The organism is Brevundimonas sp. GCM10030266, assembly GCF_042666595.1.
GTDB lineage: Bacteria > Pseudomonadota > Alphaproteobacteria > Caulobacterales > Caulobacteraceae > Brevundimonas.
The window spans coordinates 388216-405020 of sequence record NZ_JBHTCY010000005.1 but is presented as its reverse complement, the minus strand read 5'-3'; the positions used below and the strand labels follow the sequence as shown (position 1 = coordinate 405020).

Here is a 16805-nt window from a genome sequence, read left to right as displayed (position 1 = left end):
GACGGGGCGGCCCTTTCTGTTTGTGCGGTTCACGACGAGGCGGCGGGGGAACCCGGGGCGGTCAGGGCCAGCGGGTGAAGCCCTCGCTGAACCAGTAGACGACGGGAATGGCCACGATCGCCACAGCCGAGAACACGGCGGCCACGCCGCCGACGACGAAGAGGGTTCTGAGAGCCGCCTGTTTCATGGGGCCACTTTCTCGCATGCCGCGATCCTGACAAGTGGAGGTGGTGTCGCACCCTTGAAGTCGCCCCGGGCGGCTTCAGTGTTCCTGCTTGAGTTCGACCCGGATCGCCCGGAACGGCTCGGAGCCGCCGTTATGGATGGAATGGGGGCCTTCCGGCTCGAACCACAGCGCCGGCGGGGGCGGGCCGTCCGGCAGTTGCACGCGCCGCACTTCGACAAGCGCGCCGTCGCGTTCCTCGAACAGGATGTCGGTCAGGGGCTGGGCGTTCTGGATATGCATGACGCTGGGCCAGCGATGGACATGGGGCGGCTCGGTCTCGCCCGGCGCCACGGTGACCGCCAGGACGCGCACCTGATCGTTCTCGAAGACCACGAGGTGATTGCCGGGCGCCGCCGCGACGGCATCCAGCGGATCCGGATTGGCGGTCAGGGCGAGGGTGAGGGCCAGCACCAGCATCGAAAGCCTCCAGCGACAGGAGCGGCTGACGGTAACGGCGTTCCGCGGCGCGGCAAGCGGAACCGGGCAAAGAAGGAACGGGGCAAAGAAAAAGGGCCGCTCCAGCGGAGCGACCCTTTGATCTTTCAGCCTTGCGGCCCGGTCTTACCGGGGAGCGCGGGGCTTCGGCGCCGGCAGCAGGCCTTCGCGCTGGGCGCGCTTGCGGGCCAGCTTGCGGGCGCGACGGACGGCTTCAGCCTTCTGGCGAGCGCGCTTTTCCGACGGCTTTTCGTAGTGCACGTGACGCTTCATTTCGCGGAAGCTGCCTTCGCGCTGCATCTTCTTCTTCAGGGCCTTGAGGGCCTGATCGACGTTGTTGTCGCGGACGAAAATCTGAACCAGGTGAAACTCTCCTTTGGCCGCCCGCCGCGTCCTGTGAGGGAGACGGGCAGACAAATAAAATTCGTGCTCCCGAGCCGGGGCTCGCGAGGGAAGGCGGGCAGATACACGAGCCCACCCGGTCTGTCCAGATCGTCGCGGCACATTGTGAAGGCTCGAAACGCCCGCCTGACAGGCCTATGATGCAGTCCATGACACAGACGCCAGAACCGGATTGGGCCGACCGCATGGAGCAGGCGGTGCTGGACGCGGCCATCGCCCGCGCCCCCGCCCTGGGCTGGAATGCGCGGCTGGTGCGGGCCGCCTGCGAGGACAATGGCCTGTCGGTCGGGGATGAGGAACTGCTGTTGCCGAACGGCGCGCGTGATCTGGCCGCCCTGTTCTCGCGCCGCCATGACGACCGGGCGCTGGAAGCCCTGTCGGCGGTGGAGCCTGCATCGCTGAAGATTCGCGAGCGAATCGCCCGCGCCGTCTCGGAACGGCTGGAGGCGGCGGCGGCGGACCTTGAGGCGGCGAAGAAGTGCGCGGCCTTCCTGGCCCTGCCGGTCAACGCCGATCTGGGGCTGAAGCTGGCGTGGGAGGGCGCGGACCAGATCTGGCAGTGGTCCGGGGACACCGCCACCGACTGGAACCACTATTCCAAGCGCACCATCGTCTCGGGGATTCTGGTGCCGGCCCTGACCATGCGGCTGTTCGACGGCAAGGAGCGCGCCGACGCCTTTGTGGCGGCCCGCATCGAGAACGTCATGACCTTCGAGAAGTGGAAGGCCGGGAAGGACTTTGATGCGCCGCTGCGGAAACTGACCGAGGCGCTGAGCCGGGTGCGGTACGGGGCGAAGGCGCACTAGCTGCTATCGTCATCCCGGGGGCGCACAGCGAACCCCGGGACCCAGCGGCGCGCGAGAGCGCGAAGCTGTCGGGAGCACCGCTGCTTCAACTGCGACTTTCAGTGTTTCGCCGCCGTCGCGGCGCCGCTGGGTCCCGACTTTCGTCGGGATGACGATAGCTCTTGAGGGGCTACAGCTTCGACACCCGGTTCACGTGGGCCATCTTGCGGCCCGGGCGGGCTTCGGCCTTGCCGTAGAGGTGGAGGCGGGCGTCGGGTTCGGCGGCCAGCGTCTTCCACTGATCGACCTCGTCGCCCAGCAGATTGGTCATCTCGACGCGGGCGTGGGGCTCGGTGGGGCCCAGAGGCCAGCCGGCGACGGCGCGGATGTGCTGCTCGAACTGGTCGCAGACGCAGCCGTCCTGGGTCCAGTGGCCGGTGTTGTGAACGCGCGGCGCGATCTCGTTGACCAGCAGGGTTCCGTCTCCGAGGTCGAACAGCTCGACCCCCAGCACGCCGACATAGTCGAGGCCGTTCAGGATGGCGGCGGCGATCTCGCGGGCGCGGGCGTCGGTCTTCGGATCGACGGCGGCCGGGGCGAGGGTGGTCTTCAGGACGCCGCCCTTGTGGATGTTCTCGCCCAGCGGATAGACGGCCACCTGACCGTCACGGCCGCGGGCGGCGATGACCGACAGTTCGCGGGTGAAGGCGGCCTTCGCCTCCAGCACGGCGGGCTTGCCGCCGATGGCGGCGAAGGCTTCGGCGGCGTCGCCGACGGACTTCACCCAGACCTGACCCTTGCCGTCATAGCCCTCGCGGCGGGTCTTCAGCAGGGCGGGCAGGCCGAGGCGCTCCAGCCCGGCGACCAGATCGTCCACGCTGTCCACGGCGGCGAAGTCGACGGTGGTGGCGCCGACGCTGTTGAGGAAGGTCTTCTCGTCCACCCGGTCCTGGGCTACGGCGAGGGCGCGAGCGCCCGGCGCCACCTGGGCGCCGCTGTCGACCAGGGTCTGGACCGAGGCGGCGGGGACGTTCTCGAACTCGAAGGTCACGGCCTGGGCGACGCGGCCCAGCACGCTGAGGGCCGTTGGGTCGTCATAGGCGCCGATCACCTGGCCCTGGGAAACGCGGCCCGCCGGGCTGTTCTCCTCGGGATCAAGGATGACGACGTTGAAGCCGAGGCGCGAGGCCGCCTGGCTGAGCATGCGGCCCAGCTGGCCGCCGCCCAGGATGCCGATGGTCGAGCCGGGGGGGAGGGGCAGTCCGGTCACTCAGTCCTCGACCGTTTCGAGCACGGAGGCGGTCTGGGCGTCGCGGTAGGCGGTCAGCCGCTCCATCAGGGCCGGATCGTTGAGCGCCAGGATCTGCCCGGCCAGCAGGCCGGCGTTCTTCGCGCCCGCCTCGCCGATGGCCAGGGTGGCGACGGGGACGCCGCCGGGCATCTGGACGATGGACAGCAGGCTATCGAGGCCCTTCAGCGCCTTCGACTGCACCGGCACGCCGAGGACCGGCAGTTCGGTCATGGAGGCGGCCATGCCGGGCAGGTGGGCCGCGCCGCCGGCGCCGGCGATGATGACCTTGAAGCCCGCGGCGCGGGCGCCGGTCGAGAACTCGACGAGGCGTTGGGGCGTGCGGTGGGCGCTGACGACCTTCGCTTCCCAGGCGACGCCGAGCGCGTCCAGCGCGTCGGCCGCGTGTTTCATGGTCGGCCAGTCCGAACGGCTGCCCATGATGATCGCCACCGGCGGGGTCTCGGTCGACATGAGTCGAGGCCTTTCTCGCGGAAAGCGGCGCGATACAGGACTCGCGTTGCGCCCGCAACCGACCGCGTTAGGCTCCGCATTGGCCGGACGTGCTGAGTCGCCGGTCGCAGGGCGCCTTTCTTTCGTGACCGACGTGGCCGTCATCGACCCCTATGCCGAGATCGAGCGGCTGCGCGCCGAGCTCGAGGTCGCGATGGCGCGCGCCGAAGCGGCCGAGGCGGCGGCGGATCACGATGTGCTGACGCCGGCCCTGAACCGGCGCGGGTTCGTGGCGGCGATGAAGAGCGCCATGGCCTATTGCCAGCGCCACCAGACCCCGGCGGTGCTGCTGTATCTGGATCTGGACGGCTTCAAGGGCGTCAACGACCGGCTGGGCCATGCCGCGGGTGACGCGGCGCTGGTGCATGTGGCGGGTCTGCTGAAGGCCAATCTGCGCGAGTCGGACGCGGTGGGACGTCTGGGGGGCGACGAGTTCGGCCTGCTGATGCTCAACGCCGGACTGGATGAGGGCCGCGAGAAGGCCCGCCGTCTGGCCGCCGTGCTGGAGACCGAGCCGTTCGAATACGAGGGACAGGCGACCGGTCTGGGCGGCTCGTTCGGCGTGCGCGCCTGGACGGGCCAGGCCGATCCGGAAATCTGGCTGGCCGAGGCCGACGCCGCCATGTGGGTGAGGAAAAAGGGCCGGTAGTTCTCAACTGCGGAGATTCCGTATATACGGGAGGTATGCGTGGAGTTCGAATGGGACCCGGACAAGGCAGCGGCGAACCTCAGGAAACATGGGGTCTCGTTTCTGGTCGCCACGCAGGTGTTCTTCGACGAGCATGCGCTGTTCGAGGACGATCTGTTTTCCCGGGACGAGTACCGGCAGACGGTGACCGGCTGGTCGGAACTGGGGATTCTGCTCGTCGTGTTCACAGAGCGGCGGGAGGACGTCGTCCGCATAATCTCGGCCCGGGAAGCGACACCCCATGAGCGAAGACAATATCGTCCGCTATAGGCCTCCGCCGGGTGGCTACAGGGTCACCGAGGAAGACCGGCGTCGTTTTCAGGCGATGACCGACGAAGAGCGGCATGCGGCTGCCCTGTCCGATCCGGACTCTCCGCCGCTGAATGAAGAACAACTGGCCGGCATGAAACGGATCACCCTGGCGCGGTCGGCACGGTGGCGATCTGGCATGACGCAACAGGCGTTCGCGGAGGCTTTCGGCTTTACGCTCGGACGGTTGCGCGACCTCGAACAGGGACGGACGCAGCCGGATGGGGCAACGGAATCCTACCTGCGGCTGATCCGCGAGGATGCGAAGGCTGTCATCGAGTTGCTGGCCAGGGCGGCCTGAGCCGGTTTCAGGCGATGATGTCCGGCAGGATCCGGGCCTCGATCTTCACGATCTCGTCGCGCAGGGTCAGCTTCTTGCGCTTGAGGCGCGCGATCATCAGCTGATCGGGGATCGGCATATGGCCCAGGGCCTCGATCGAGGCGTCCAGATCGGCATGCTCCAGCTGGAGTTCCTTGAGCCGGGCGTGAAGCGCCAGCTCTTCCTCGGTCAGGAAAGGTTCGTCGTCGTTCATGCTCGGTCCCCGGACGCGGCGATCATAACGTGACCCCGGTCAGGTCGGAAGGCGTTCAGCGAACAGTTCGAGCGATCGGCGCGGCGTGATAGGGGCCCATTCCCGGGCCACGGCGATCAGGGCCGGGAAGACCGGCCTGGCGCCGCCCGATGGCGCGGGAGCCAGGGCTTCCAGCGCGGCCAGAAGCCGGCGTTCGGCGTCCAGCTCGATGGCCTTCACCTGGGCGCGGATGGCCTCGCGGTCGGCGTCATCGAAATCGGGGACGCGGCCCTTGAGCGTGCGGCGGACGGCGCGCAGCGGGGCGACGGCGGTCTCCTGCCAGACGCGGGCGGTGTCACAGGCGGCCTCGATGGCGTCGGCGTCCGGCGCGCGGCCGGTCCGGGCGCACCAGGCGGCCCAGAGGATCAGCGGCAGGGCCTGGCCCTGGGCGTCCTGCAGATCGAGCCCCGCGGTCTCGACGCCGGGCGCGGACCAGATGCGAAGGGACCAGTCCCAGAGCGTGGGGGTGTCGCTCACTTCAGACCGTCCCAGCGCTTCACCGCCGACCAGTCCAGACCGAAGACGTCCAGCGCCCGACCGACCGACTGGTCGACCATCTCCGCGATGGAGGTCGGCTTCGCATAGAAGGCGGGCAGAGGCGGGGCGATGGTCGCGCCCATCTCGGCCAGGGCCGTCATGGTGCGCAGGTGGCCGAGGTGGAAGGGCGTCTCGCGCACCATCAGCACCAGCGGACGGCGCTCCTTCAGCGCCACGTCGGCGGCGCGGGTCAGCAGGGTGGAGGTCACGCCGGTGGCGATCTCGCCCATCGTCCGCACCGAACAGGGGGCGATCAGCATGCCCATGGTGCGGAAGGAGCCCGAGGCGATGGAGGCGCCGACGTCGTTCAGCTTGTGCACCACGTCCGCGCGGCCGGTCAGGTCGTCGGCGGAGAGGTCCGTCTCCTGCGACAAAGTGAGCAGGGCGGCGCGGCTGACGACAAGGTGGCTCTCGACCTCAAGTTCCCTGAGGGCCTCAAGAGCGCGGATGCCGTAAGTTATTCCGGACGCGCCGGAAATTCCGACGACGAGTCGTCTGGGCGGAGGTCGTACGGCTCCGTTCACATCTTCGGCCAATTCGGGCTCCAGGGTCGTCGGGTCCGGAAGGCCGCCAGCCTCACCGGAAAGTGATTCTACAGGCGGTCAAGCCGGGCGCTCACTCTAGTGGTCCCTTAGACATGGAGGCGCAAGCCATGACCATCGAAGCTCGTATCCGCGAACTGGGAAACCGTCACCGCAACCTGGATGAGACCATCCAGCGCGAGACCCGGAACCCGGCAACGGACTCGCTTCGCGTAAGGGAGCTCAAGCAGCAGAAGCTCCGGCTCAAGGAAGAGATCACCAGTCTGGAGGGCAGGGCTCACTAGGGGCCTGACCTCCCGAAATGACGACGGCCCCGGAGATCGCTCTCCGGGGCCGTTTTTTGTGTCAGCGGAGCGGTGAGAACCCCTCCACCATCCTTCGCCTGCGGCTCGGATGGTCCCCCTCCCCACAGGTGGGGAGGTTAATCGCGCGAACCGAAGACCGACTCGGCGGTCGGCTCGGCGCCACGGCGCTCGCGCTCTTCCGGCACGAATTCGGGTTCGGCGTCCTCGACCGGGGCGTCCACGGCCTGCAGGGTGGCGCCACCCTTCTTCGCGTCGTCCTTGGCCTTCTTGTCGGCGGCCTTCTTGACCAGTTCGTCCAGCGCCAGCTGGCCGACGAGGCCCAGGGTCACCGGGTCGACGGCCTTGATGTTGGCCGAGTTCCAGTGCGTGCGATTGCGCACGGTCTCGATGGTGGCCTTGGTGGTGCCCAGCAGCTTGGAGATCTGGGCGTCGGTCACTTCCGGGTGGTTCTTCACGAACCACATGATGGCGTCCGGACGGTCCTGACGGCGCGAGACCGGCGTGTATTTCGGCGCCGGCTTGGCCGACTTGAGCAGTTCGGCGTGGCGGCTGACCACGGCCTTCATGCGGTAGCTGGAATCGGCCTGGGCCTTGTCCAGTTCCTCGCGGGTCAGCTGGCCGCCGGTGATCGGATCGACGCCGCGGATGTCGCGGGCCACATCGCCATCGGCGATGCCGCGCACTTCCAGCGGGTGCAGGCCGCAGAAGTCGGCGATCTGCTCGAAGGTCAGCGAGGTGTTGTCGACCATCCAGACCGCGGTGGCCTTGGGCATCAGAATGTCGGTCATGCGCGTGTTCGCTTCTCAGGTTTGGAGCCGCGCAGATCGAGGTCTGGCGGGTTCCGGATACGACGGCGCCCGACCTTTCGGCCGGGCGCTGATGTTACCTTCATAGGCCTGTTCGCGAGAAAAAGAAACGATCCCGAACAGAGTTGTACAGCCACGGTTCAGCTTGGCTGTTGAACATTGGCCCCATCGGCGCGTTGATGCGCCAGCTTGGGCACTGGGAGGACACCATGCTTATCGAGACTCTGGCGGCAGTGGCGTTGATGTCGGCGGGCGGCGGTCAGGAACGCGCCCCGGCGATGGGAGGCGGTCAGGAGCGGGTCGCGCCGCGCGGCGACTACCGCGACTCCTGCAGCGGCGAATATGTGAACCGTGGCCGGCTCTACGCCGATTGCCAGACGCGGCGCGGCGATATTCGCGGCACGTCGATCGAGCTGAACCGCTGCGGCAACTACGAAATCCGCAACAATGACGGCCTGCTGGTCTGCGGTCTGTTCCGGGGCGACTACGAGGACTCGGACGGCGGCCGTCCGGGCGGTCCCGGCGGCGGCTGGGGTGGCGGCAACGGCGGCGGCTGGAACGGGCGCGCCTCGATCACCGTCTACGAGAACGCCGACTACCGTGGCCGGTCCGCCAGCTTCCGCGACGGCATTCCGAACCTGGGCCGGTCCGGTCTGAACGACGCCATCAGCTCGATGCGGGTCACCGGCGAGTGGGAAGCCTGCTCGGACGCCAACTATCGCGGCGAGTGCCGGACGTTCCGCGATGACGTCCGCAACCTGGGCAACCACCGCTTCAACGACCGCATCTCGTCCCTGCGTCCGCTGCGTCGCGGCGGGCGATAGGCGGAACCCCCGAAGGCGGGGAGGCTTCTTTTCCGACACAGGAAGAGGAGCCTCCCATGTCCTATGTCGACGGTTTCGTACTGGCGGTCCCGAAGGACCGGATCGACGAGTATCGCGAGTTCGCCCGCAAGGCCGGAGAGGTCTGGAAGGAGTACGGCGCGCGCGCCTATGTGGAGTGCGTGGCCGACGACGCGCCCTACGGCGAGATCACGTCCTTCCCACGCGCCGTGCAGGCCGGGGAGGGCGAGGTCGTGGTCTTTTCCTGGATCACCTATGACTCGCGCGAGCAGCGCGACGCCGTGAACGCGAAGGTCATGGAAGACCCCCGCATCAAGGATCAGCAGATGGACACCGACGCGCCGTTCGACGGCAAGCGGATGATCTACGGCGGGTTCACGACCCTGCTGGAGCTTTAGGCGGTCAGGACGATCTTGCCGATGTGATCGCCGGCCTCAAGGCGGCGATGGGCGTCGGCGGCCTGTTCCAGCGGAAAGACGGCGTCGATCGGCGGCTTGAGCGCGCCGGACGCCAGCCAGGGCCAGGCGGTCGCCTCGACCGCCGCGATCAGCCGGGCCTTTTCGTCCGCCGGGCGGGCGCGCAGCGTCGAGCCGGTCAGGACGATCCGCTTGAGCATCAGCTTCATCAGATCGATCTGCGCCGTCGCGCCGGTCAGGGTGGCGATGACCACCCAGCGGCCGCAGGACTTGAGCACCGCCTGATTGAGTTCGGCGTAGTCGGCGCCCAGCATGTCGAGCACCACATCGGCGCCGCCGAAGTCACGAATGGCGGCGGTCATGTCCCCCGCGGTGGCGTCGAGACTGAGATCGGCGCCGAGGGCGCGGGCGGCCTCGGTCTTGGCCGGGCCGCGGGAGGTGGCGATGACCTTCGCTCCGGCGGCCTTGGCCATCTGGATGGCGGTGACGCCGATGCCGCTGGTCGCGCCGTGGATCAGCAGGGTCTCGCCCGCCTTCAGCCCGCCGGCCTCGAACACATTGGCGAAGACGGTGCAGACCGTCTCTGGCAGGGCGGCGGCCTGGACGAGGTCGATGTCGTCGGGGACGGGCAGGGCGTGGCGCGCGTCCACGACCGCATGGTCGGCATAGCCGCCGCCGCCCAGCAGGGCGCAGACCCGGTCGCTGATCCCCCAGCGCGTGACGCCTTCGCCGATCTGGTCCACGTCGCCGGCGACCTCGAGGCCGAGCGTGTCCGGGGCGCCGGGGGGCGGGGGGTAGAGGCCGTTGCGCTGGAGCAAATCGGGACGGTTGACGCCCGCGGCCCGGACCCGGATGCGGATCTGACCCGGACCGGGAACCGGATCGGGACGCTCGGCCAGGGTCAGGGCGTCCGCCGGTCCGGCGCCGCCTTCGATCTGGATCACCCGCATTCCGTTGTCCTTGCAATCATCCGTGTCCGGGCGTTGAGATAGGGGTTTGCGTTCCCGAAGACCACGAAGGAGGCGACGATGTTTGAGGATCTGGAGCCCCGGCCGGCCCGCGGCGCCCCGTTGACGGCCCTGACCCGCGAGGATCTGGACGGCTATTCGGTCGAGGATCTGAAGGAACGGATCGAGACGCTGGAAGCCGAGATCGCTCGCGCGAAGACCGCAATCGAGGGCAAGTCTTCCCAGCGTAACGCCGCGGATGCATTGTTCAATTTCCGCAGCTGACCGCTTTTCCCCGGTTACGTGCATGGCACAGGCGTTGCAGTGGCCGGTCTGGCCGCGCGCATCGGTGCCGGTCGTGATACGGGTACCCACAGTCCATGAGTCTGGTTGAGTTCATGCCTACCGACGACGCCTCCGTTCTGACGCCTTCGGGCCGCACCCGCGAAGCGGTGGTGGACGATTTCGCGCGCTCGGAGCTGTTCGATCGCACCTTCCGCGAGGGGATGGAGCTGGTCGAGGAGACCGCCGCCTATCTGGATGGCGACGGGCGTCGCGAGTCCAAGCTGCTGTCCCGCGCCGCCGCCCTGGCCTATGCGGGCGAAAGCATGAAGCTGACCACCCGCCTGATGCAGATCGCGTCCTGGCTGCTGGTGCAGCGGGCGGTGCGCGAGGGCGACATGACCGCCCTGGCGGCCTGCGAGACCCGCTACCGGCTGGCCGAACGGAAGATCGAGGCCGAGCCGACGCACGGCGACCTGCCGATTGCTTTGGTGGAATATCTGGTCCGGTCCGAGCGGCTGTACGACCGTGTCCTGCATCTGGACCGCAAGATGTATCTCGACGCCCCCGAGGAGGAGGCGATCAATCCGGTGCAGAGCCAAATGGATCGACTGGCCGCGGCCTTCCGCCAGTGAGACGGCGGTTGAGCGGAGGATGGCGTCTGCTGATCGCCCTTGTGGGGGCGGTCGTGCTGCTTGGCGCGCTGGCGGCCGGGGTGGTGCTGAGCGGCCGATCGCTGGTCATCATCGATAACCGGAGCGAGGCGAACCTCACGCTGATGGTCGAGGCCACGACGCCGGGCGACTTCAGCTGGTCCGGCGGGCTCAAGCCCGGCCAACGAATCTATCGGCTGCCGCAATTCACCGGGGACAGCAGCATACGGGCGTCCTGCACGGACGCCGGCGGCGTCTACCGGACCACGGGCGGCTATGTGACCGGGGGATGGCCCCATCGGGTGGATGTGATCGCCGCAGGGTGCGCCTCGATGCGCATCGAGACGGACATGATCCCCTAGACGGACCTACGGTCCGACGTCGTTGGCGTCGCGACCGCGACCGTCATCGACCGGCTTGGGCAGGCTGACGCCGATGCCGAGCGCCTCGGCCAGCTTGGCGTCCCGCTCATAGACATCCTCGCGGAAGGCGACGCGGCCCTGACCGTCGACGAAGGCGGTCCAGTAGAGCAGGCGCACGCCGATCTCGCGACCGACCTGGATGCGGCGGGTGTTGCGCGTGTCCTGGGCCGTGTCGAACTGACCCAGCAGGGTCGGATCGGGCGACAGCAGCAGGCGGGCGAACTCGACGGCGTTCTGGACGCGAACGCAGCCGTGGCTGCGCTGACGCATCGACAGGTTGAAGGCCGCCTTGGACGGGGTGTCGTGCAGGAAGATGGCGTAGCTGTCGCGCAGCTCGAACTTCACATAGCCCAGCGCGGCCTGAGGGCCGGCGCGCTGGATGACCGTGCCGTTCTGGATGTACATGTTCTGGCTGGCCAGATAGGCCGGGCCACGGGGCAGGATCTCGCGACGGGCGATGCCGGCGGGCACATACCAGGGCGGGTTGGCCACGACCGAGGCGAACGGCTTCTCGAGGCTGGGGGTCTGGTTCGCGGCCGAGCCGACGACGACGCGGTTCGAGTGAACCGGGCGACCGTCTTTCCAGTAGACCATGATGGCGGCGGCGGTGTTGACCTCGATCCGCTCGGGCTGGAGCTCGCGCTTCAGCCAGCGACGGCGCTCCAGGTTCAGGGCGATCTGGCGGGCGCGGTCCTCGGCGGACGCCGAGAGCGAGCGCTGGGTGCCCGTGCCGATGCGGCCGTCGGCGCCCAGGCCGTGGCGGGTCTGGAAGCTGCGGACGCCGGCCTGAAGGTCCGGGCCGTAGACATTGCCCATGGCGCTGATGCGGGCGCCGTCGGCGGCCGACAGGTCGCCCTCGGCGACGAGACGCTGGATCAGGGCCGGGATGCGGCTGTCGCTGCCGCCCGGCTCGATGTTGGCGCCGACGCGGAAGGCGGGCCAGCCGCCGCCGCTGCTGATCAGGCGGCGATAGCGGACATAGCCGGCAGACAGGTTGGAATAGCCGATGTCGGTGGGGGCCAGGCCCTCGAACCAGTCGAGCAGGCGGTTCGAGGCGAGGGCGTCGTTCAGCCCGGCGGGCAGGTCGACGCGGTTCTTCTGCATCTCCCACAGATCCTCGACCGTCTCGGGCCGGACGCGGCCTTCGGCGAGGACGCGGGCGTAGGTCATGGCCGCGGCGGTGGTCTTCATCTCGCCGCCGACGCGGTCGGAGGCCAAGGCGTTGAAGTCGAAGAAGTCGCCCTGCGACAGGCCGTGGCGCTCGGCGCGGGCGGCGGAGGACTGCAGGGCGCGGACGCGTTCGGCGGTCCAGACGGGACGCCAGCCGTTCATCTCGTAGAAGGCGCGCACATCCGGCTGGACGGTGGCGGGGAGGCGGGCCAGCTGGTCGTTGAAGCTGTCGTAGAAGGCGACCGCGCCGGGGTCACGGGTCTGCGCCAGCGCATGTGCGCCAAACGAGGACGCCAGGGCCGATACCGCCGCGCCCAGACCCAGTTGCCGTCGATTCATCACGTCGCTCTTCGTCCGTTTCGTCGCACGGACCCAACGCCCACGCCCCGAAAGCCAACGCGGGGAACCTTATCGGCGTTCCGGACAAACAGAAAGGCGCCGGTCCGGGGGACCGACGCCTTCGTTGTCGTCTTGCGCTGACGGTGTGGCGGGAAAGCCAGACCGGCGGGCCGCTTACTTCTTGATGAAGCCGGCGAACTTGTTGTTGAAGCGCGAAACGCGGCCGCCGCGGTCCAGCAGCTGCTGGTTGCCGCCGGTCCAGGCCGGGTGAGTCGTCGGGTCGATGTCCAGGTTCAGGGTCGCGCCCTCTTTCCCGTAGGTCGAACGGGTCTGGTAGGAGCTGCCATCGGTCATCACCACGGTGATGAAGTGGTAGTCGGGGTGCGTATCCGCCTTCATGGTCGTCGTCCGGTCTCTGCGCGATGACGATGCCGACCGTCCGTGCGCGTAAAATGAGAAACCCGCCGACAGAACCGGCGGGAGTGAGCGGCGGCGTTTACACCGGGGGGCGTTCCGGGGCAAGAGGCGCGGCCATGACCGACACCAACGCCGCCTTCAGTGACTCCGCCGACCTCCGGGGCCGCCCCGGAGCGGGCGCCCTGCTGGCGGAACAGATGACCGAGGCCGGCGGCCGCCGCGAGAAGCGCCGCGACGTTCGGCCGCTGGCCCGCCTGCTGCCCTACGCCCTGCGGCACAAGGGGCATCTGGTCATGGCCATGTTCTGGCTGATCATGTCCACCGTGACCTCGCTGAGCCTGACGGCGGCGGCGCGCGGGGCCATCGACCACGGCTTCGAGAACGGCGGGGCGGGGCTGAACCTGTGGTTCACGCTGCTGGGCGCCAACGCGCTGTTCCTCGGCGTCGCCACGGCCATCCGCTACTTCTATGTGACCAAGACCGGCGAGCGGGTCGTGGCCGACCTGCGCAAGGGGCTGTTCGACCGCATCCTGACGCTGGATCCGGCCTTCTATGCGCGGATCCGGACGGGGGAGGTGCTGAGCCGCCTGACGACCGACATCGCCCTGGTCGAGACGCTGATGACGACCTCGGTGTCGTTCGCCCTGCGCAACTTCCTGACGCTGGTCGGCGGGGTGATCCTGCTGTTCGTGGTCAGCCCCAAGCTGACCGGGCTGGTGCTGCTGGTGGTGCCGCTGCTGCTGGGGCCGATCTTCCTGTTCGGGCGGCGGGTCCGCAAGCTGACGGTGGCGACGCAGGACCGGTTCGCCAATGCGGTGGGCTTCGCCGGCGAGAGCGTGGACGCCATCGAGACGGTGCAGGCCTTTGGCCGGGTGACCAATGCGGTCAACCGGTTCGGCGCGGCGGTCGAGGACGCCTTCGCCTCGTCGCTGGTCCGGATGCGGGCCCGGGCCCTGATGACCGCCATGATCATCATGGTGATGTTCGGCGGGGTGACGCTGGTGCTGTGGCTGGGCGCCCAGGACGTGATCGCCGGGCGGATGAGCCCCGGCGCCCTGCTGCAGTTCGTACTGCTGTCCGTTTTCGCCGCCGGCGCCGTGGGCGCGCTGGGCGAAAGCTGGGGCGATGTGCAGAAGGCCGCCGGCGCCATGGAGCGGATCGACGAGCTGATGCGCGCGCAGGCCGCCATCGCCGCCCCGGAAACGCCCCGGGCCCTGCCGCAGCCGCCGGTCGGCGAGGTGTCGATGTCGGCGGTCGAGTTCGCCTATCCGGGCCGTCCGGACCTGCCGGCCCTGAAGGGCTTCAGCCTGACGGTGCGGCCGGGCGAGACGGTGGCGCTGGTCGGGCCGTCGGGGGCGGGCAAGTCGACCGTCTTCCGCCTGCTGCTGCGCTTCTATGACCCGCAGTCGGGCGTGGTTTCGGTGGACGGGGTGGACGTGCGCGACGCCGACCCGACCGAGGTGCGCAACCGCTTCGCCTGGGTCTCGCAGGAGGCGCCGCTGTTCTCGGGTTCCGCCAGCGAAAACATCCGCTTCGGCCGCGAAGCTGCGACCGACGAGGAGGTCCGCGCGGCCGCCGAGGAGGCGCAGGCGCTGGGCTTCCTGGAGGCCCTTCCGGAGCAGTTCGCCACCCCGCTGGGCGAGCGCGGCAAGAGCCTGTCGGGCGGACAGCGGCAGCGTCTGGCCATTGCGCGGGCGCTGGTGCGCGAAGCCCCGATCCTGCTGCTGGACGAAGCCACCTCGGCGCTGGACGCCGAGAGCGAGCGGCTGGTGCAGGCGGCGCTGGATCAGGCGATGGAGACCCGCACCACGCTGGTCATCGCCCACCGCCTGGCCACCGTCCTGCGCGCCGACCGCATCGTGGTGATGGAAGACGGCAAGGTGGTCGAGGAGGGCACCCACGCCCAGCTGACGGCCAAGGGCGGGCTGTACGCGCGTCTGGCGGAGCTGCAGTTCAAGGGCGGGTGAGGCCTGCCACCTGAAAAATCGCGAAACCCTGTCTTCCCGACACATCCACCGGGGCGGGCGCGAAATGTGCACTCCGAAAAAAATGGAGTGCACATCGCGCACTTTTTCCCGTGAGGCGGGGGATGGCGCGCGGGGTTCTACCTCGGCGGGGCCGTGCTGGATTGTCAAAGACCGGACGAGCGCAGTTTAGCGGGGCGGTGCGTCAAATTTGGACGTAAGTCGTCTTCTTCCTTCTCCCGATGGGAGAAGGTGGCGGGGCGCAGCCCCGTCGGATGAGGGGCGGCTGGTTCAGTCGGCGTAAGCCGCCGCTCAGGACGGAGACGCGGCTTACGCCGAATGCCGAGGATCGACCCTCACCCTTTCGCGCAGCCACTCGTTTCACTCGCGGGCGCTCAAGCCCTCTCCCATCGGGAGAGGGATCGGGATGGCAGGGGCGGATGACAGGGTTTGGCAGGGATGGAGGGTGTCGGCAGTGGCGTCTTGCGCTGCCGGTTGCGCATGGACGCGAGTTCATTGGCCATCGACACGGTGCCTCGCTAGACAAGCTTTGCAGTTGATTCATGTCCGGGGGGAAACGCGTGCGTGGAATTCATCGGGGTCTGTCGGCGATCCTTCTGGCCGGTCTGGGCGCGTTCGCGACCGGGGCGGTCGCCCAGGAGGCGGCGCCTGCGGCCTTCACCACGCGACTGGCGGGGGTGATCACGCCGTTTGAAGTCAATCCGGATGGTCTGTCAGGCGCGGGCGGGCTGGTCCTGACCCGGGCCGTGGCGGACAGCCGCTATGTCCTGATCGGCGAAAGCCACATGACCCGCGAGATTCCGGCCTTCACCACCCAGATTTGCCGCCTGATGGCGCCCGCGGGTCTGGACGCCATGGTCATCGAGACGGGGCCGGAAGCGGCCCGCGTCGTCGATTCCCTGATGCGATCCGACGACCGCGAAGACCTGATGGGCGCGTTCCTGAGCGACCATCCGGACGGTGTCGCCTTCTATGGCGGGCGGGATGAGGTGCGGACGGCGGGCGATTGCGCCGCCGCCGCAGGGCCGGACTTCGCGCTGTGGGGGCTGGATCAGGAGTTTCTCGGCTCCGGCGGCCATCTGATTGGAGAGATGCTGGCCGCCGAACCGGGCCCGCTGGCCCGGGCGGCCCTGACCGGCCTGGCGGCGCGCGATCAGGAAGCGACCGCCGCGGCTCTGGCCTCCGGCTCGCCCGCCGATCTGTTCCTGCTGTCCGCCCCGCAGGAGGCGCTTGACCGGGCCGCCGCCGCGGTCGCGCAGGATGGCGGCGCGCGCGTCCAGTACCTGTTCGGACTGCTGACGGAGAGCCGCGCCATCTATCAGGCGTCTCAGGCGCGGACGGGCGATCCCAACGGACGCCGCGCGCGCCTGATGAAGCGCACGCTCGCCGCCCGTCTGGCCGAGAACCCCGACGCCCGGGTGCTGATGAAGTTCGGCGCCTATCACCTGTACAAGTCGATCAACCCGCTCAGCCAGCGAGACATCGGCGCCTATGTGGCCGAGCGCGCCGAGGGCGAGGGCGTGACGGCGCTGCATATCGTCGTGGAAGGCGCGCGGGGCTCGTATGCGGGTTACGCCGGCACCGGGCGGCCCGCCACCGAGCGCACCTTCGACATGGACACGCAGGAGCCGGACTGGCGCAGGGATGTCGTGCTCGCCCGGCCGGCGGATGCGACGCCGGGATCATGGATGCTGGTGGACCTGCGGGCGTTGCGGGCCGGAGGGCTGGCCTCGGCGCCCGAGGAATGGCGGGAGCTGGCGCTGGGTTACGACATCGCCATCCTGGCCCCGACCTTCACGGCGACCCGCGTGCTCGGCCGCGAGGCGGCGCCGACGCGCTGATCCGGTCGCCGCCGGCGGAAGGACCCGCGCCGTGAGTGCAGGCTCAGGGTACGGATGGCGGGGGCGACTGACAGGGTTTGGCA

24 protein-coding genes are annotated in these 16805 nt (G+C 68.9%); 12 read left to right on the top strand and 12 right to left on the bottom strand.

Annotated features, from left to right (window positions below; translation table 11 throughout):
- Positions 1-61: 61 nt before the first annotated feature.
- The 3 genes from ACFQQC_RS16920 to rpsU all read right to left on the bottom strand — a co-directional run bounded on the left by ACFQQC_RS16920 (position 62) and on the right by rpsU (position 1024).
- Positions 62-187, bottom strand: coding sequence for a hypothetical protein (locus ACFQQC_RS16920; RefSeq protein ID WP_376863706.1), 126 nt, complete (start codon positions 185-187; stop codon positions 62-64).
- A 75-nt stretch (positions 188-262) separates the two neighbouring features.
- Positions 263-643, bottom strand: coding sequence for a hypothetical protein (locus ACFQQC_RS16915; RefSeq protein WP_376863705.1), 381 nt, complete (start codon positions 641-643; stop codon positions 263-265).
- 144 nt (positions 644-787) lie between these two features.
- Entirely contained in the window at positions 788-1024 is a 237-nt protein-coding gene (gene rpsU / locus ACFQQC_RS16910; RefSeq protein WP_141628328.1) for a 30S ribosomal protein S21, read from the bottom strand.
- Positions 1025-1212: 188 nt separating this feature from the next.
- On the opposite strand from rpsU, the gene ACFQQC_RS16905 reads away from it, so the two are divergent.
- Positions 1213-1869: a COQ9 family protein gene (locus tag ACFQQC_RS16905; RefSeq protein WP_376863704.1), complete on the top strand. Its 657-nt coding sequence runs from the start codon at positions 1213-1215 to the stop codon at positions 1867-1869.
- Positions 1870-2038: 169 nt separating this feature from the next.
- Here the strand turns inward: ACFQQC_RS16905 and ACFQQC_RS16900 are convergent, their stop codons facing one another.
- Positions 2039-3118 (bottom strand): 5-(carboxyamino)imidazole ribonucleotide synthase, encoded by a 1080-nt coding sequence (locus tag ACFQQC_RS16900; protein WP_376863703.1) that lies wholly within the window; start codon positions 3116-3118, stop codon positions 2039-2041.
- Positions 3119-3610, bottom strand: a complete 492-nt coding sequence (gene purE / locus ACFQQC_RS16895; protein ID WP_376863702.1) for a 5-(carboxyamino)imidazole ribonucleotide mutase — start codon at positions 3608-3610, stop codon at positions 3119-3121.
- 124 nt (positions 3611-3734) lie between these two features.
- Here purE and ACFQQC_RS16890 point away from each other — a divergent pair, with 124 nt between their 5' ends.
- Genes ACFQQC_RS16890 through ACFQQC_RS16880 form a run of 3 tightly spaced genes read left to right on the top strand, consistent with a single transcriptional unit; the run spans position 3735 to position 4947 of the window.
- Positions 3735-4298, top strand: coding sequence for a GGDEF domain-containing protein (locus ACFQQC_RS16890; RefSeq protein ID WP_376863701.1), 564 nt, complete (start codon positions 3735-3737; stop codon positions 4296-4298).
- 39 nt (positions 4299-4337) lie between these two features.
- A complete protein-coding gene (locus ACFQQC_RS16885) occupies positions 4338-4607 on the top strand; it encodes a BrnT family toxin (protein WP_376863700.1) in 270 nt (89 codons plus the stop codon).
- Positions 4579-4947, top strand: a complete 369-nt coding sequence (locus tag ACFQQC_RS16880) for a helix-turn-helix domain-containing protein (RefSeq protein ID WP_376863699.1) — start codon at positions 4579-4581, stop codon at positions 4945-4947. The genes ACFQQC_RS16885 and ACFQQC_RS16880 overlap by 29 nt, the downstream gene beginning before the upstream one ends.
- Before the next feature lie 7 nt (positions 4948-4954).
- Here the strand turns inward: ACFQQC_RS16880 and ACFQQC_RS16875 are convergent, their stop codons facing one another.
- Genes ACFQQC_RS16875 through ACFQQC_RS16865 form a run of 3 tightly spaced genes read right to left on the bottom strand, consistent with a single transcriptional unit; the run spans position 4955 to position 6279 of the window.
- Complete coding sequence (locus ACFQQC_RS16875) at positions 4955-5179, bottom strand: YdcH family protein (protein ID WP_376863698.1); 225 nt, start codon at positions 5177-5179, stop codon at positions 4955-4957.
- A gap of 39 nt (positions 5180-5218) precedes the next feature.
- Positions 5219-5695, bottom strand: coding sequence for a TIGR02444 family protein (locus ACFQQC_RS16870; protein ID WP_376863697.1), 477 nt, complete (start codon positions 5693-5695; stop codon positions 5219-5221).
- Positions 5692-6279: a UbiX family flavin prenyltransferase gene (locus ACFQQC_RS16865; protein ID WP_376863771.1), complete on the bottom strand. Its 588-nt coding sequence runs from the start codon at positions 6277-6279 to the stop codon at positions 5692-5694. Before ACFQQC_RS16865 ends, ACFQQC_RS16870 begins: the two co-directional genes overlap by 4 nt.
- Before the next feature lie 128 nt (positions 6280-6407).
- Here ACFQQC_RS16865 and ACFQQC_RS16860 point away from each other — a divergent pair, with 128 nt between their 5' ends.
- Positions 6408-6581: a YdcH family protein gene (locus ACFQQC_RS16860; RefSeq protein WP_376863696.1), complete on the top strand. Its 174-nt coding sequence runs from the start codon at positions 6408-6410 to the stop codon at positions 6579-6581.
- A 137-nt stretch (positions 6582-6718) separates the two neighbouring features.
- Here the strand turns inward: ACFQQC_RS16860 and ACFQQC_RS16855 are convergent, their stop codons facing one another.
- Positions 6719-7390 carry a DUF1013 domain-containing protein gene (locus tag ACFQQC_RS16855; RefSeq protein ID WP_376863695.1) on the bottom strand — a complete coding sequence of 224 codons (672 nt, stop codon included), beginning with the start codon at positions 7388-7390 and terminating at the stop codon, positions 6719-6721.
- 227 nt (positions 7391-7617) lie between these two features.
- Here ACFQQC_RS16855 and ACFQQC_RS16850 point away from each other — a divergent pair, with 227 nt between their 5' ends.
- Together ACFQQC_RS16850 and ACFQQC_RS16845 are read left to right on the top strand one after the other, a co-directional pair.
- On the top strand, positions 7618-8232 hold the full coding sequence (locus tag ACFQQC_RS16850) for a beta/gamma crystallin-related protein (RefSeq protein WP_376863694.1): 615 nt from the start codon (positions 7618-7620) through the stop codon (positions 8230-8232).
- A 56-nt stretch (positions 8233-8288) separates the two neighbouring features.
- Complete coding sequence (locus tag ACFQQC_RS16845; RefSeq protein WP_376863693.1) at positions 8289-8648, top strand: DUF1428 domain-containing protein; 360 nt, start codon at positions 8289-8291, stop codon at positions 8646-8648.
- Here the strand turns inward: ACFQQC_RS16845 and ACFQQC_RS16840 are convergent.
- Positions 8645-9616, bottom strand: a complete 972-nt coding sequence (locus ACFQQC_RS16840) for an NAD(P)H-quinone oxidoreductase (RefSeq protein WP_376863692.1) — start codon at positions 9614-9616, stop codon at positions 8645-8647. The two genes, ACFQQC_RS16845 and ACFQQC_RS16840, sit on opposite strands and share 4 nt — an antisense overlap.
- Positions 9617-9694: 78 nt before the next feature.
- Between ACFQQC_RS16840 and ACFQQC_RS16835 the strand changes: the two genes are divergently transcribed.
- From ACFQQC_RS16835 to ACFQQC_RS16825, 3 genes are all read left to right on the top strand, one after another.
- Positions 9695-9898, top strand: a complete 204-nt coding sequence (locus ACFQQC_RS16835; protein ID WP_376863691.1) for a DUF1192 domain-containing protein — start codon at positions 9695-9697, stop codon at positions 9896-9898.
- A 113-nt stretch (positions 9899-10011) separates the two neighbouring features.
- Positions 10012-10530, top strand: coding sequence for a DUF1465 family protein (locus ACFQQC_RS16830; protein ID WP_376863690.1), 519 nt, complete (start codon positions 10012-10014; stop codon positions 10528-10530).
- Between the two features lie 8 nt (positions 10531-10538).
- On the top strand, positions 10539-10910 hold the full coding sequence (locus tag ACFQQC_RS16825) for a hypothetical protein (RefSeq protein WP_376863689.1): 372 nt from the start codon (positions 10539-10541) through the stop codon (positions 10908-10910).
- Between the two features lie 6 nt (positions 10911-10916).
- Here the strand turns inward: ACFQQC_RS16825 and ACFQQC_RS16820 are convergent, their stop codons facing one another.
- Positions 10917-12479 carry a murein L,D-transpeptidase gene (locus tag ACFQQC_RS16820; protein WP_376863688.1) on the bottom strand — a complete coding sequence of 521 codons (1563 nt, stop codon included), beginning with the start codon at positions 12477-12479 and terminating at the stop codon, positions 10917-10919.
- A 174-nt stretch (positions 12480-12653) separates the two neighbouring features.
- Positions 12654-12878: a 50S ribosomal protein L31 gene (rpmE, locus tag ACFQQC_RS16815; protein ID WP_376863687.1), complete on the bottom strand. Its 225-nt coding sequence runs from the start codon at positions 12876-12878 to the stop codon at positions 12654-12656.
- Positions 12879-13012: 134 nt separating this feature from the next.
- Between rpmE and ACFQQC_RS16810 the strand changes: the two genes are divergently transcribed.
- A complete protein-coding gene (locus ACFQQC_RS16810) occupies positions 13013-14863 on the top strand; it encodes an ABC transporter transmembrane domain-containing protein (protein WP_376863686.1) in 1851 nt (616 codons plus the stop codon).
- Between the two features lie 578 nt (positions 14864-15441).
- Positions 15442-16722, top strand: coding sequence for a hypothetical protein (locus tag ACFQQC_RS16805; RefSeq protein ID WP_376863685.1), 1281 nt, complete (start codon positions 15442-15444; stop codon positions 16720-16722).
- The last annotated feature ends 83 nt before the right edge of the window (positions 16723-16805 follow it).